The sequence below is a fragment of the Mycobacterium sp. Soil_C_30 genome, assembly GCF_057656995.1.
This window is the reverse complement of sequence record NZ_JBDGJH010000022.1, coordinates 107935-122751: the sequence shown is the minus strand read 5'-3', so window position 1 is coordinate 122751 and position 14817 is coordinate 107935. Positions and strand designations below refer to the sequence as shown.

Here is a 14817-nt window from a genome sequence, read left to right as displayed (position 1 = left end):
AGGCAGATGGGCAGCAACGGCTTTCCCTCGGCGGTCATTCGCAAACTGGCCAACAGTGAGGAGATGCTCGCCGAGACCCACAACTTCGTGGGGCTGGGCGCCGAGGTGAAGGGCCCGGTGGATCTCGAGGCCCTGTCGGCGGCCTACGACGCGCTGCTCGAAGCGCGTCCGGTGCTGACCGCCCGGCTCGAGCGCGGCGACGACGGGCGTCATCAGTTGGTCGCGGACGACCTCCTGCCCGAGGGCCTCGAGGTGGTGGAACTGCACGACCCGGCGGCCGAGGAACCGCCGCTGCACTTCGACCAGTACACGGCGCTGGTCCATCTGCGGGTGACCGTCCGCGACGGCCAGGCGCGCCCAACCCTCTACGTCCACCACAGCCTCGCCGACGGCCACCACATGTACACCCTGATCGAGGAGTTGCTGTCGTATTACACCGATCTGGTGGTCAGCGGAAGCATCCGTCGGCTCACCGTCGAGTCCGCCCCGGAGTCCGTCGAGGCGATACTTGCCGAGCGGGGTATCCACAAGCAGAAGCGCTCGGGCATCGAACGATTCATGCCTGCGGTGTTCGCCTATGACCTGCCGCCGTCCCGGCGCGCCACCACAGGTGTCAAATCACCGTCACCCGTGCGTGTTCCGATCGTCTCGTGCCAGCTGAGCGAGCAGCACACCGACAGCATCGTCGCACTCTGCCGTGCTCAGGGAATCGGCCTGACCGCGATGCTCTCTGCTGTCATCGTGAAAGCGGAGTGGCAACTGCGTGGGGCGGCGACCATCCCCGTTCCCCTGATCTACACGGTCGACCTACGGTATTTCCTGTCCCCGCCGGTGTCCGCGACGGGCTGCACCAACCCGGTGGGACTGGCGACCTATCTGGCCGAGATCGACCGCAGGACAGATGTGGTCGAGCTCGCGCGCGATATCGCCCAGACCTTCAAATCCGACCTCGCCGACGGGGTGATACAGCAGTCGCGGCTCCACTTCAGCCCGCAGTATGTCGGCAATGCGCCCGGGTTGCCGGATGTGGTGCTGCTGTCCGACAACGGTCTGGTGCCGCCGTTGCGCACGCCGCCCGATCTGGAAGTGATCAGCACGCACGGTGAGTTGTACTTCGACGTCAACGACGGTATCGAGATCTACTTCACCCAGATCTATGCCGGGCAGTTGAATGTCGAATATCACTCGTACGGCCCGCAGCCCGAACGATCGGTGGCCGCCATCCACACTCTGCTGTGCGAACTGGCCCAGCAGCACGCGCCCAGTGGTGTCAGGTGACGGGGCCGAAGGCGTAGCGGTGGTACTGCAGCGCCCGACGCAGCGGCGGCACAACCCGGACCAGCCGGCCCGCCATGCGGAAGCCCGCCGAGGTCCGGCGGAACGTCGGGGTATCGAAAAAGGTCTCGGCGGCCAGCAGGCGCAGTTCGGCCACCTGGTCCAGGATGTCGGCGGGACCGTTGACGGCCCAGTGCAGTGTCGAACCCGATTGCCGCTGCAGCTTGTGGGTTCTCTGCGACCGGACCGTGAGCCAGTTGTAGAAGTCGATCTGGATCTCGCCCGCCCCGAATCGGTCGACAACGTGTTGCAGCAAGGCAATTCCATCGCTTTCGGTCAGGTACATGCTGATGCCTTCGGCCAACAGCAGCACCGGGCCGTCGACCGGGATCTCGTCGAGCCAGGACGGGTCGGTGGCCGACGTCGCGACCAGATGGTAACTGGGGCGGGTCGGGTAGAGCCGTTTACGCAGCGCGATCACGTCCGGGTAGTCGACGTCGTACCACTGCACATCCGGGTGGGGATCCAGCCGGAACACCCGGCTGTCCAGGCCGCATCCCAGGTGGATCACGGTGGCCCGCGGGTGCGCGGCCAGGAACTGCGCCGCCCAGATGTCGTATTGAGCGGTGCGCACCGTCACCAGTGGTGTCCACCGGTCCGCGACTTTCAGCCCGTCCCAGTCGAAATCGATGCGGTCCACGGTCTCCCTGGCGAACCTGTCGCCCAGAACAGGCTGTTTCGACCCGGCATCGCGTGCCTTGCAGTACAGGGTCGTGAGCATGGTCTGTGCGGGCCCGGTGAGGTCGACGGAAACTCTGCCAGTCACGTACGGAGCCTAACCCGCGAACGGCGGCAAGGTCGCCGATACAGCGCACCACAGCACAGAATTCGACGGAAGGGGTGGATCGGATGACGGAAACGACCAGCGGCACGGAGGGGAAGCGGTCACCGAGGGTCCTGCTGCTCTACTACAGCTACACGGGACAGTCGCAGAAGGTTCTCGAGACAGCGGGCGAGGTGTTCCGCGAGCGGGGGTGTGAGGTCTGCCCCGCCCCGATCGAGTTCACCGATCAGCGTTATGCCGATCGGTTCTCCCGCTTTCCGATGCGACGGGTCTGGCCCGACATGCTCAGCGTGTTACCGGCACAGAAGCGCGGCGAAACCGGTGAGATCCGCACTCCGGATACGGTGCGGGACAACGACTACGACCTGATCTGCATCGGATCCCCGACATGGTGGGAGACCGTGAGCCTGCCGATGCGGTCCTTCCTGAAATCCGACGAGGCGAAAAAGCTGCTGCAGGACAAGCCTTTCGCCGTGTTCGTCGTCTGCCGTCAGTACTGGCGCGAGAACCTCATGTCGGTGCGCGAACTCGCCGAGCAACAGGGGGGTCGGTATGTCGACGAGATCCACTTCACCTACCCCGGTGACCCGGTTCGATCCATGTTGTCGCTCACGAGCTACCTGGGCAGCGGGGAGTACCGGCAGAAGTATCTGGGAGTCCGGATTCCGAGCACCAACGTCCAGCCGGAGCAGCTGGAGGAGACACGCAAGTTCGCCGGTGCCCTCGCTGATCGCCTGTTCGGCACCTAGGGCCGGCCGCCGATGCCCAGCTCCTTCGACCTCTCGTTCGACTCACCGGCCAGCGTGGAACAGATCCACTCGGCTTTCGGCGATGAGGATTACTGGCAGGCCCGCATCGCGGCCTTCGGCGGCGCCAAGGCGCTGCGCTCGCTGGTCGTCGATCCCGACGGCACCGTCACCGTGACCATCACCGAAGACCTGCGGCGAGGCATGCTGCCAGGCATCCTTGCGCACGTGTACCGCGGTGACCTCAACGTCGTGAGCACCGAGCGGTGGTCCCCGTCCGGCGACGGTCAGATCAGTGGAACCATCAGCGTTGCGGCCACCGGTGCACCGGGATCGGGTTATGGTGCAGCGATGCTGTCACCGTCGCCAGAAGGCTCCACCCTTTCACTGTCGGCGACCGTGGAATTCGCAGTGCCGTTGGTGGGCAGTCGAATCGAGAAATACGTCGCGCGGCAGTTCGCCGACGGGCTCGATCAGATCCAGCGCTTCACGACCTCCTGGATCGGTGCGCATGCCTGACGCGCAGCCGCACACGTCCTCTGCCTCCGTGCGGGGGCCGGCGGAAGCGCTGGCCGGGCTCGACATGTCGTTGGCGGAGGCCATGATGACGCAGCGGGCGGTGCGCCGGGTCCTGCCCGATCCGGTCGACGACGCCCTGGTGCTGAAATGCATCGAACTCGCGCTGCGCGCACCCACCGGCAACGATGGGCAGATCTGGGAGTTCGTTGTGGTCAAGGATGTCCGGGTCAAGGAAAAGCTCGCCAGGCGCTACCGGCAGGCCTGGCGAATCCAGCGCGGTGTGGTGCTGCGCCGCGCTCTCGCCCAGGACGAGTCCATGGCCAAGATCGCGCGCTCGATCCAATGGCAGGTCGATCACTTCACCGAGATCCCGGTGCTGGTGGTGGCATGCCTGCGCCTGGGCGCCCGCGACGGGCGCCTGCCGGTCGTGCGGATGCCGCACGTGGCGGAGTCGGCGTACTGGGGATCCATCTATCCGAGCGTGCAGAACCTGCTCTTGGCGGCGCGCGCCATGGGGCTGGGCGCGTCGCTGATCACCCTGCCGTTGTGGAGTCAGGTCTCGGCCCGCCGGGTTCTGGGCCTGCCGCCGTCGGTGACACCGTGCTGCATCGTGCCGCTGGGCTGGCCGCGCGGCCGCTACGGGCCCACCACCCGGAAACCGGTCGAGCAGGTGGTCCATCGCGATGCCTACGGAAACCGCGCCTGGCTCGCGAGGTTCGAGCGTCCGCTCCGATAGGCTTTCAGGGGGCCAGGCGCGACAACGTGATGCGCTCCCACATCCGGTCGGTGAGCAGCGTCTGCGCCAGTACCGTGGCGTGGCCGGACAAACCGACGACGTAGCGGGGTTTCGGATTCTTGGCCTGGATCACCCGCATGACGACGCGGGCGACGGTGTCGGCATCGACCATGACACCGGGCGCCTTGGTCAACGCCAGCGCCGCGTCGTCGTAACGACGCTTGAACTCGCCGTAGGGATCATCGTCTGGGTACCAACGGGTTTCCTCGAGCTGGGCTTCGACGAACCGGGTGCGCACCCCGGTCGGGTCGATCAACACGACGCGGACACCGAACTGCTTCAGCTCGGCGCTCAGCGCGAGCGACAGCGCTTCCAGACCGTACTTGCTGATGTGATAAGCACCCGCACCCGGTGAGGTGAACCGCCCACCGGTACTGCCGATGTTGACGATGATGCCGGATCCGCGGGCCCGCATCGTGGGTAGGACGGCCTGCGAAAGGTGCAGTGGCCCAACCACATGGGTCTCGAAGAGACTACGGAGATCGTCGAGCGACACCTGCTCGAGCGGGCTTCGCAGCGGGAACCCGGCGCTGTTGACCAGGACGTCGCAACCGCCGAACTCACCGTTGATCTCGTCGGCGAGCTGGTTGACCGCAGCCTCGTCGGTGATGTCGAGCGCGCGGGCCTGACATCCCCGGGCGCGGAGGTCCTCGAGCGCAGCGGGATTGCGCCCGACCGCGAATACCAGGTAGTCCTTGGCCTGCAACCGGTGCGCGGTGGCCTCGCCGATACCGCTCGTCGCACCCGTGACCAGCGCGACGGGTTGGGATTTCATCGGATCAGGGCTCCTCGCAACGGTTTCGGTCAACCATTGCACAGACCGAGGCCGCGTGAAACCCGAAACCGAACCTTCGGACGCCCGTTCCGTGTTAATTTTGCGATTCCGTCGGAGCACAAGGGAAAACGTGCCAATGCTCGAGGTGATCGACCGGGGCGCTGTCAGCCGATCTCACCCTGTCCCATTGCTCTTCGTCCACGGCGCCTGGCACGCGGCCTGGTGCTGGGACCAGCACTTTCTGAGCTTCTTCGCCGGCAGAGGGTACCGGGCGCTGGCGCTCAGTCTGCGGGGCCACGGAGGCAGTCCGGCCGACAAACCGCTGCGGAGGTGCTCGGTCGCCGACTTCGCCGACGATGTCGGGGCGGTGGCCAACAGTCTTCCCACGGCACCGGTGATCATCGGTCACTCCATGGGCGGACTCATCGTGCAGAAATACCTGGAGTCCAACCACGCGCCCGCCGGTGTGTTGATGTCCTCCATGCCGCCGCAGGGCAACCTCGGATCGACGATGCGGTGGATACGGCATCACCCTTGGCATTTCGTCAAAATGACGGCCACCGGCAAAGCCCTGCCGTACATCAGCACTCCACCTCTGGCGCGTGAGCGGTTCTTCTCCGCGCACACTCCGGAATCGGACGTGGCGCAGTATGCGGCCAGGCTCCAGGAGGACAGCGCACGTGTGGGCCTCGACTGCCTCGTGCTGAGCTTGCCCAGGCCCGACCGAGTGACCACACCGCTGTTGGTCCTGGGCGCCGAGGACGACGGCGCCCACACCCGGAAGGAAGTGCTCGCCACCGCGCGGGCGTATCGCACCGAAGCCGAGTTCTTCCCGGACATGGGACACAACATGATGCTCGAGCCCGGCTGGGACGCGGTGGCTGCGCGGATCGACGGCTGGCTCGGCAACCGCGGATTGTGAGGATCGCGGATCAGGTTCTGTCGAGCGAGCCGGCCGTGGTGGTGCTGCCGGCGCCGCCGGTTCTCGCTCCGGCGGGCACCAGTTCCAGCGGCAGATGCGCCAGCCCGCGCATCGTGGGGTCATCCAGATACCTGTAGTCGCCGGCGAGGCGGATCGACTCGACCCGTGGAAGCAGTTGGCTCAGAACGCGGCTCACTTCCAGGCGGCTCAACGGGGTGCCGAGGCAGAAGTGGATCCCGATGCCGAAGGCGAGGTGGTCGGTCGGGTTCCGGAGCAGATCGAAGGTATCCGGGTCGGGATAGTGGCGCGGGTCGCGGTTGGCCGCGGCGAACAGCAGCAGAACCCGCGCACCGGCCGGGATCGTCTGTGCTCCCATCGTGTAATCGCGGGTGGCGGTGCGATAGAACCCTTGAACGGGTGCGACGAACCGAAGCTGTTCCTCGATCGCGGAGGGGATCAGTTCGGGCTGCTCACGCAGCCGGGTGTACAGCTCCGGGCGCTGCGCGAGCGTCAGGAACAGTCCTGACAGGAGATTGGTGGTCGTCTCGCTGCCCGCACCGATGAGCATCGCAGCGCTCCAGAAGATCTCGTCGTCGGTCAGCACGTCGTTGCCGTCCGAGGCGGTCATCATCGAGATCAGGTCATCACCGGGATCACGCCGGCGTTGCATGATGAGGTGATCGAGATTGCGTCGCATGGCCGCTGTCGCCCGGGCCGAACGGGCGCTCAGGGCCAGCCCGCGCCGGTCCAGTTGCGCAAACGCCCCTTCGGCCATGGCGTCGGCCCAGGCGAGGAACTGGGTGTGGTCCTGTTTCGGAATTCCCAGCATCGTGGCGATCAGCCGGTTCGGCAACGGTTTGGCGAGGTCGTGCACGAGCTCTGTTGTGCCACGGGCGATCATGGCGTCGACGAGTTCGTCGGCGACCTCGTTGATCACCGTCTGCCACGCGGCCATCGCCCGCGGGGTGAACGCCCGGGAGACGAACTTGCGCAGCCGCGTGTGGTACGGGGGGTCGGCCGCGTTCATCGATTGCAGATGCACCCGGTACCGGGCCTGGCTTTCCGCCGAGGAGAACGAGGCGTGGTCGCGTAATGCCGTTCGTACGTCGTGGTATCCGGCCACGATCCAGATACCGCGCCTGCGGTTGTACCACACGTTGGGCACATCCGGCCCGGTCAGCAGGGCGCGGTAGTGCGGGTACGGGTCCCGCCTCGTCTGTGGCGCAAACGGGTCGAAATCGGTCAGTGGTGCTGTTTCCCGGCCGGTCAACAGAGAGCTGTACGACACCGCCCTGTCCCGGACCACGCCGGTCGCACCGTCGAGGCCTATCTTCATCAGGCTCGCGCGGAATCGGAGCCAGTCAGCCAAGTTCATGCGAATCCTCTTCCGGCGGTCGACTCCAGTCAGGCGTCTCAGTCTTTGACGAAGCAGTACACCCGGTATGTGAACTCGCCGTTGCGCAACGCACCGTTGAACGCCCAGTCGGTCAGATCGCTGGAGAACCGGGTGAAGCCGCGTGCGGCCGCCGCGCCGTGGTGGTCGATCAGGGCCTGCTTCCTCGGGCGGTTCTTCTCGTTCCCGCGAAGCACATCCGCATCGATGACGGCCTGCGAGACCATCCGCAGCGGAGTGGCGGCCATCTGCGCCTCCCACTCGGCGACCGCGCTGCGCCGGCGGAAATCGGCGTAGAGAAAATGTCCGCCCGGACGCAGCACGCGGGTCACTCCGGCAAAGAAGCTCGGGACGTCCGGATAGAGGTGCGACGCCTCGACGTTGACCACTGCGTCGAAGGATTCATCTGGGAACGAAAGACTTTGTGCGTCACCGTGGACGAACTCCAGGCCCGGCAGGTGGTGACGCTTCTTGCAGAACTCGATGCCGGCCGGGTTCAGATCCAGTCCCGTATAGGACGCGGGTTTGAACGTGCGGGTGAGATACGACGACCCGCCGCCGTGGCCGCAGCTGACCTCCAGCACTTTCTTGCCGCTCAGGTCCACCTGGGCTGCGGTGCGGTGGTAGAGCTGGATGAAGTACCGGTGGGGCTCGTCGGAGGAATCCAGCGGTACGGCCATCGGAGGGTCTTGCTCGTAACCGTAATTCAGGAACAACCAGTCGTCGTCGCCGAGCAGGTGTGTCTGGGAGGCAAACCGTTTCGTGACGAACGAGGTGAAAAGTAGATGGAAGACAACGGGGTTCGTCACCAGGCGGTTGACGAACGGGCTGGATACCAGTCGATTAGCAGTGGCCACGGGGGCAGTATTGCAGGCGGCGGCCCTGTAGTGGAGGGGTTCGGCGAGTTCTCAGCTTCTTAACCGGAAAGTCTCGTACAACGCTTATGTGCTCGAAGAATTCGCGAAAGGTCTGGCAACTCATTTGCTGGGAGTGTAGCGTCGTGCGCGTGTCGCTACCTTCACCCAGCGCCGACGGCCGTGCCGTGGTCACCGGAGCCTCCCATGGCATCGGCGAAGCCCTGGCTACCGAATTGGCCGCGCGCGGCCACAATCTGATCGTCACTGCGCGCCGCGAGAATCTGCTCAAGGACTTGGCTGCGCGGTTGGTGGGCAAGTACGGCGTCACCGTCGAAGTGTGGCCGGCGGACCTCACCGATCCGACGCACCGGGCGAAACTGGCCGATGAGCTGGCCGCGCGCCCGATCTCGATCCTGTGCGCCAACGCCGGTGTGGCCACGCTGGGCCCCGTCGCAGAACTGGACCCTGCCGGCGAACGCGCCCTGGTGCAACTCAACGTCGTGGCGGTGCACGATCTGGTGCTGGCGGTACTGCCGGGGATGCTCGGGCGCGCCGCGGGCGGCATCCTGATTTCCGGTTCGGCTGCGGGCAATTCGCCGATACCGAACAACGCCGCGTACTCGTCCAGCAAGGCCTTCTTGAATACATTCAGTGAGGCGTTGCGGGTGGAACTGCGGAACTCCGGGGTGCATGTGACGCTGCTGGCACCGGGCCCGGTCAGTTCCGGATTGCCGGATTTCGTCGAAGAAGCGGTGGTCGACAAGGTGATACCCGGTTACATGTGGGTCTCCACCGAGTACGCCGCGAAGGCGTCGCTGAATGGTCTGCAGCGCAACAAGATGCGTGTGGTGCCCGGTCTGCCCGCCAAGGTGATGTCGCTGACGAGCACCTACCTGCCCCGCGCTGTGCTGGCGCCGATCGTCGGCAATGTCTACCGAAAACTCGGCGGGGGATAACACCGGCGAACACACCTACCGTCGCAACCGGCGCTGACCGCGGATACCGCAATCGGTGTCCGCGTCGTCGACGGCGGATCGCGGTTACGCTCGAGAAAGCGGACTGAGGGGAGTGCAGGCATGAATGGGTTTGCCGGCAAGGTCGCTGCCGTAACGGGCGCTGGTTCGGGTATCGGTCAGGCGTTGGCGCTCGAATTGGCGCGTAGGGGTGCCACTCTCGCGATCAGCGACATCGATGTCGATGGTCTGACGGTCACCGAGAAGCAGGTGGCCGCCCTCGGCGCACCGGTCAGGGCGGACCGGCTCGACGTCTCCGACCGCGAGGCCTTCGTCGCCTACGCCGAGACGGTCAACGACAGTTTCGGCAAAGTCAACCAGATCTACAACAACGCGGGGATCTCCTTCTACGGAGATGTCGAGATAAGCCGGTTCGCGGAGATCGAACGGGTGATGAACGTCAATTACTGGGGCGTCGTACACGGAACCAAGGCGTTCCTGCCGCACCTGATCGCCTCCGGCGACGGGCACGTGGTGAATGTCTCGAGTGCGTTCGGTCTGTTTGCCGTACCCGGGCAGGCCGCCTACAACTCGGCGAAATTCGCGGTACGCGGTTTCAGCGAGGCGCTGTACCAGGAGATGGCGCTCGCAGGGCATCCTGTGCGGGTTACCACGGTGTTTCCCGGTGGTGTCACAAGCGCTTTCCTTCGCAACATGACCGTGGCCGAAGGGCTCGGAGACGTCGATCTCACGGAGAACTTCGATGTGCGATTGTGGTCCACCTCCCCGGAGAAAGCCGCCCGGGTGATCCTCGGTGGGGTCCGCAGGAACCGGCCCCGGGTGCTGATCGGGCCCGATATGAAGGTCCTCGATCTGGCGGTGCGCATCGTGGGCCCGCACTATCAGCAGTTGGTGCCGCCCGTCCTGCGGCGGTTCATGAAGCCTCTCAGCTGAACCCCGCACCGAGGCGGCCACGCTCACCGACCAGCAAATTCAGCAAATTTCTGGAGTCAACAACCCCTTCCCGACAGTGCCGCTGGACAGGTACCCTCCGTCACCATGAGTGCCTTGGCGTACGAGGTCGTCATCGTGGGAGCCGGTTTCGGTGGAATCGGCGCCGCCATCCAGCTGAAAAAGCTGGGATATCACGATCTTCTGATCGTGGATCGCGAAAGCGACCTGGGCGGAACGTGGCATGTCAATCGCTACCCCGGGCTGGCCTGTGACATCCCGTCGTCCACCTATTCCTATTGGTTCGAGCCCAATCCGGATTGGTCTCGCCTGTACGCTCCGGGGGAGGAGATCAAGCGCTACGCGGAACGAGTGGCCGACAAATACGACGTCCGAAGGCACATGCGCTTCAACACCACCGTCGACAGCGTGCGGTGGGACGAGGATTCCCAGCGCTGGGAGGTGGCACTGGCCGGTGGCGACACGCTGGTGGCCCGGTTCGTGATCGCCGCAACCGGTGTGCTGTCACAGCCGCGCACTCCGGACATTCCCGGCATCGACCAGTTCGCCGGCCGGATCGTGCACACCACAGCGTGGGACGACGACTACGACTTCACGGGTCGTCGGGTCGCCGTCATCGGCACCGGGGCCACTGCGGTGCAGCTGATACCCGAGTTGGCCAAACAGGCGGCTGACCTGACGGTGTACCAACGTACGCCCATCCACGTAGTTCCCAGGACCGACTTTCCCATGCCGAAAGCGTTGCGGCGCTTGTTCAATCGGGTGCCGCTGACGCAGCGCGCGCTCCGCGTGATCACCGACGGGATGTACGAGATCTCGTTCGTGGCGTCGGTCTTGCGCTACCACCGGTTCTGGTGGCTGAACAAGTCCGCCGCCCACGCGTCGTCGATGCTGCGCTTTGTGTCCATTCGCGACGCAGAGCTTCGGCGCCAGCTCGCACCGGATTACGACATGGGTTGTAAGCGGCCCACGTTCTCCAACTCCTATTACCGGACCTTCACCAAACCCCATGTTCATCTGCAGGCCTCGGGCATCGACCGGGTGGAACCCGGTGGCATCGTCGCCCGCGACGGAACCACGACCCAGATCGACACGCTGGTGCTGGCCACCGGGTTCGATCTGTGGGAGTCCAACTTCCCCGCGATCGAGATCATCGGGCGTGACGGCCGCAACCTGGGAAAGTGGTGGCGCAACTACGGTTTCCAGGCCTACCAGGGGGTGTCGATCCCGTACTTCCCGAATCTGCTCAATCTGGCGAGCCCGTACGCGGTCAGCCTGAACTTCTTCGACATGATGGAATACCAGATGCGCCACATGGATCGGCTTCTGGGCGAGCTGCGCCGGCGGAATGCGGCCACCTTCGAGGTCACCGAAGACGCCAACGAGCGTTTCTGTAGCCGGCTGAGTGCCCTGCAACACAACACGGTGTTCCATCGCGGGAACTGCGGCACGTCGCGGTCGTACTACTTCAGCCCCGACGGCGAGACATACCTGCGCGCCACCGGTACGCGTACCACGGTCACCGAGCAGACCCGCTTCCCGCTCAGCGACTACTCCTTCAGCTGACCAGCGCATTTTCTTCGAGCTGGCGGCCCCTCGAAATAATTGACGAAGCAAGATGATTCGTGCCCCGTTGGCCGCAGCACCTGACGGGATGGAGAAGGAACGCTAGGCTCACACGCCAGGTGGGGTCTCGACTCGGTTCTCAAGCAAGGGACGGGTGAACATGGACGGTTTCGCTGGCAAGGTCGCCGTGGTCACCGGCGCCGGATCGGGGATCGGGCAGGCGCTCGCCGTCGAATTGGCGCGGGCGGGCGCAAAACTCGCGATCAGCGATGTCAACACCGCCGGGCTGGGGGACACCGAACAACGGGTCAAGGCCCTCGGTGCCTCCGTCAAGGCGGACCGGCTCGACGTCACCGACCGTGCGCGCTTCCTGGCCTACGCCGACGAGGTGAACGACCACTTCGGGGTGGTCAACCAGATCTACAACAATGCCGGTATCGGGTTCTTCGGTGAGGTGAGCCAGAGTCAGTTCAGCGAGTTCGAACGGGTGATGGAGGTCAACTACTGGGGTGTGGTGACCGGCACCAAAGCGTTCCTGCCGCACTTGATCGCCTCCGGTGACGGCCACGTGGTCAACGTCTCCAGTATCTGGGGCATCTTCGCCGCCCCCGGCCAATCTGCTTACAATTCCGCCAAATTCGCGGTACGCGGCTTCACCGAGGCGCTTCGTCAAGAGATGATGCTGGCTGGGAACCCGGTCAAAGTCACCACCGTGTACCCCAGTGGCGTCAAGACGGCGATCGCGCGGAACGCGACGGGTGCCCAGGGCCTGAACATGACCGACCTGGCCACGCTGTTCGACGACAAGCTCGCCAAAGGTGCTCCCGAGGCGGCGGCGCGGGGCATTCTCACCGGGGTGCGCAAGAACAGGTCCCGTGTGCTCGTCGGGCCCGGCGCCAAGACGTTCGACCTGCTGGTACGGCTGACCCCGGCCGGTTATCAGCGGCTCTTCGCGCCGGTGACCGGCCGCCTGATGCCGCGGGGTGACACCACCACGGTGTGAATCGATCTCCGCCCCGACTCCGGCGTGAGTCGGCGTGCCGGAGCCCACGCCCACCTGGGTATGGATCACAAGTGGGGGTCGACTAGTTCGAAAGATCTAGTTCCATTTGCTGGCAACACCTTTCGCTAAGTTCATTTTTCCCCGAACATGGTGACTTTCTCCGGCCCGCCGGTACCGTCTAGTGCTTATGGGTGAGGAGCAGTTCGACGTCGTCATCATCGGGGCGGGCTTTGGCGGAATCGGCGCGGCGATCCAGGTCAAGCGCCTCGGCTACGACAACATCTTGATCGTCGACCGCGAAGACGATCTCGGCGGGACATGGCACGTCAACCGCTACCCGGGACTGGCCGTCGATCAGCCGGCGACCACGTACTCCTACTGGTTCGAACCCAACCCACGCTGGACACGCCTCTTTCCCGAGGGCGCAGAGATGAAGAGCTACGCGGAGCACGTCGCGGACAAATACGACGTCCGCAGGCACATGCGGTTCAACACGTGCGTCGAGGGCGCGCAGTGGGACGAAGACGCCCAGAGTTGGCGGATCTCGTTGGTCGGCGGAACGCCGATCACCACCCAATTCCTCATCGTCGCAACGGGCTTTCTGTGCCAACCGAGGACACCCGACATTCCCGGGATCGACAGTTTCGCCGGCCGCATGATCCATACCGCCAAATGGGACGACAGTTACTGCTTCGACGGGCGCAGAGCCGCGGTCATCGGCACCGGGTCGACGGGCATCCAGGTCATCCCGGAACTCGCCAAGAAGGTCTCCGAGCTGACCGTCTACCAGCGCACGCCCATCTGGGTGATGCCGAAATCCGACATCAGGTTCCCGCGTCTCATCCGGCGGCTCTTCGCCACGGTGCCACTGACGCAACGCGCGTTGCGCTTCTGCACCGACTCCTTCATGGACATCGCCAATGTCATCACCATGTGGAACTACAAGTACTTCAAGGTGGCCAACAGAGCCATCACCCTGGGCTCGCGAATCCAGCGTCACCTCGCTGTTCGCGACCGCGAGCTGTCCCACAAGCTGAAGCCACAATACGATTTCGGGTGCAAGAGGCCCTCGATCTCGAACTCTTACTACCGGTCGTTCAGCCAGCCCAACGTGCACCTGGAGACCAGCGGCATCGAACGCATCGAGCCCGACGGCATCGTCGCCTGTGACGGGACGAAGCGGACCGTCGACACCCTGGTTCTGGCCACCGGTTATGACGTGTGGGAAAGCAACCTGCCGGCCATCGAGGTGATCGGGCGGGACGGCCGCAATCTCGGAAAATGGTGGCGCGAGGCGGGTTTCCAGGCGTACGAGGGTATTTCGGTGCCGTATTTCCCCAACTTCCTGACCATGGCGAGCCCCTATGCCTGGGTGGGTTTGTCGTGGTTCAACACCGTCGAGTACCAGATGCGCCACATGAGTCGGCTTTTCGGCTGCCTGCAGAGCCGCGGCGCAGCCACCTTCGAAGTCACCGAGAGCGCCAATGCCCGGTTCTTGCAGGAGGTGTCCGAGCGGCTCGAGAGTTCGGTTTTCCGGCTGGGCAATTGCGCGACGTCGAGGTCGTACTGGTTCAGCCCCACCGGCGAACCCGCGCTGTTTCGGCCCACGTCGGTCCGTAACGCGGTCAGAGCGCAGGATCGCTTCCCGCTGTCGGACTATGCAATCTCCTGATGCCGAAAGACACAGTTGTGCTCAGACGTTCGCCTCATCCGCAGCCACGCCCGGAAACCACGTTCCGCGGCGGCGACGGGCGACGGCCTCACGGCTCACCGTTGCTGAGGCTTCTGGCTCGGGTGTGGCTGCCGCTGGTGGTCGTGATCGTGGCCGGCGTCGGAGGGTACGCCGTGGCAAGGTTGCACGGCGCCTTCGGTTCCCAGGCCCACCCCTCGTACGCCCAGCCCGGTGCTGAGGATGCCGTCAGCCCGAAACAGTTGGTTTATGAAGTCTTCGGCCCAGCGGGAGCGGTGGCAGATATCAGTTATTTCGATGCTGACGCCACCCCACAACAAGTCGGGGGAGCACCGTTGCCATGGTCGTTCACGGTCTCGTCGGTACCGGGTTCCGTCGGAAGCGTTGTGGCCCAGGGCAACAGCAACAGTATCGGCTGCCGCATCCTGGTCGACGGTGAAGTGAGGGCCGAGAAGATCTCCAATCAATTGAATGCATTCACCTACTGCCTGGTGACCGGCGCATGA

The 14817-nt window shown here is 64.7% G+C and carries 15 protein-coding genes; 11 read left to right on the top strand and 4 right to left on the bottom strand.

Annotated features, from left to right (window positions below; all coding sequences use genetic code 11):
* Positions 1–6: 6 nt before the first annotated feature.
* On the top strand, positions 7–1278 hold the full coding sequence (locus AC3A6P_RS29620) for a phthiocerol/phthiodiolone dimycocerosyl transferase family protein (RefSeq protein WP_487695939.1): 1272 nt from the start codon (positions 7–9) through the stop codon (positions 1276–1278).
* Here the strand turns inward: AC3A6P_RS29620 and AC3A6P_RS29615 are convergent.
* Entirely contained in the window at positions 1271–2101 is an 831-nt protein-coding gene (locus AC3A6P_RS29615; RefSeq protein ID WP_487695938.1) for a class I SAM-dependent methyltransferase, read from the bottom strand. The two genes, AC3A6P_RS29620 and AC3A6P_RS29615, sit on opposite strands and share 8 nt — an antisense overlap.
* 83 nt (positions 2102–2184) lie before the next feature.
* Between AC3A6P_RS29615 and AC3A6P_RS29610 the strand changes: the two genes are divergently transcribed.
* Genes AC3A6P_RS29610 through AC3A6P_RS29600 form a run of 3 tightly spaced genes read left to right on the top strand, consistent with a single transcriptional unit; the run spans position 2185 to position 4120 of the window.
* A complete protein-coding gene (locus tag AC3A6P_RS29610; RefSeq protein ID WP_487695937.1) occupies positions 2185–2868 on the top strand; it encodes a flavodoxin family protein in 684 nt (227 codons plus the stop codon).
* A gap of 12 nt (positions 2869–2880) precedes the next feature.
* Positions 2881–3384, top strand: coding sequence for a DUF2505 domain-containing protein (locus tag AC3A6P_RS29605; RefSeq protein ID WP_487695936.1), 504 nt, complete (start codon positions 2881–2883; stop codon positions 3382–3384).
* On the top strand, positions 3377–4120 hold the full coding sequence (locus tag AC3A6P_RS29600) for a nitroreductase family protein (RefSeq protein WP_487695935.1): 744 nt from the start codon (positions 3377–3379) through the stop codon (positions 4118–4120). The genes AC3A6P_RS29605 and AC3A6P_RS29600 overlap by 8 nt, the downstream gene beginning before the upstream one ends.
* A gap of 4 nt (positions 4121–4124) precedes the next feature.
* Here AC3A6P_RS29600 and AC3A6P_RS29595 read toward each other — a convergent pair whose 3' ends face one another.
* Positions 4125–4955 (bottom strand): SDR family oxidoreductase, encoded by an 831-nt coding sequence (locus AC3A6P_RS29595; RefSeq protein WP_487695934.1) that lies wholly within the window; start codon positions 4953–4955, stop codon positions 4125–4127.
* A gap of 136 nt (positions 4956–5091) precedes the next feature.
* Between AC3A6P_RS29595 and AC3A6P_RS29590 the strand changes: the two genes are divergently transcribed.
* A complete protein-coding gene (locus AC3A6P_RS29590) occupies positions 5092–5877 on the top strand; it encodes an alpha/beta hydrolase (protein ID WP_487695951.1) in 786 nt (261 codons plus the stop codon).
* Between the two features lie 10 nt (positions 5878–5887).
* Here the strand turns inward: AC3A6P_RS29590 and AC3A6P_RS29585 are convergent, their stop codons facing one another.
* Both AC3A6P_RS29585 and AC3A6P_RS29580 read right to left on the bottom strand, forming a co-directional pair.
* On the bottom strand, positions 5888–7252 hold the full coding sequence (locus AC3A6P_RS29585) for a cytochrome P450 (protein WP_487695933.1): 1365 nt from the start codon (positions 7250–7252) through the stop codon (positions 5888–5890).
* A 38-nt stretch (positions 7253–7290) separates the two neighbouring features.
* Positions 7291–8127 carry a phthiotriol/phenolphthiotriol dimycocerosates methyltransferase gene (locus AC3A6P_RS29580; RefSeq protein ID WP_487695932.1) on the bottom strand — a complete coding sequence of 279 codons (837 nt, stop codon included), beginning with the start codon at positions 8125–8127 and terminating at the stop codon, positions 7291–7293.
* Positions 8128–8276: 149 nt separating this feature from the next.
* On the opposite strand from AC3A6P_RS29580, the gene cmrA reads away from it, so the two are divergent.
* The 6 genes from cmrA to AC3A6P_RS29550 all read left to right on the top strand — a co-directional run bounded on the left by cmrA (position 8277) and on the right by AC3A6P_RS29550 (position 14817).
* A complete protein-coding gene (gene cmrA / locus AC3A6P_RS29575; RefSeq protein WP_487695931.1) occupies positions 8277–9083 on the top strand; it encodes a mycolate reductase in 807 nt (268 codons plus the stop codon).
* Between the two features lie 120 nt (positions 9084–9203).
* On the top strand, positions 9204–10034 hold the full coding sequence (locus AC3A6P_RS29570) for an SDR family NAD(P)-dependent oxidoreductase (RefSeq protein ID WP_487695930.1): 831 nt from the start codon (positions 9204–9206) through the stop codon (positions 10032–10034).
* Between the two features lie 105 nt (positions 10035–10139).
* The gene (locus tag AC3A6P_RS29565) at positions 10140–11618 is read left to right on the top strand and encodes a flavin-containing monooxygenase (protein ID WP_487695929.1); all 1479 of its coding nucleotides are present in this window, start codon (positions 10140–10142) and stop codon (positions 11616–11618) included.
* Positions 11619–11778: 160 nt separating this feature from the next.
* Positions 11779–12621 carry an SDR family NAD(P)-dependent oxidoreductase gene (locus tag AC3A6P_RS29560; protein ID WP_487695928.1) on the top strand — a complete coding sequence of 281 codons (843 nt, stop codon included), beginning with the start codon at positions 11779–11781 and terminating at the stop codon, positions 12619–12621.
* A 187-nt stretch (positions 12622–12808) separates the two neighbouring features.
* Complete coding sequence (locus AC3A6P_RS29555) at positions 12809–14293, top strand: flavin-containing monooxygenase (protein ID WP_487695927.1); 1485 nt, start codon at positions 12809–12811, stop codon at positions 14291–14293.
* 113 nt (positions 14294–14406) lie between these two features.
* Positions 14407–14817 carry an MmpS family transport accessory protein gene (locus AC3A6P_RS29550; RefSeq protein WP_487695950.1) on the top strand — a complete coding sequence of 137 codons (411 nt, stop codon included), beginning with the start codon at positions 14407–14409 and terminating at the stop codon, positions 14815–14817.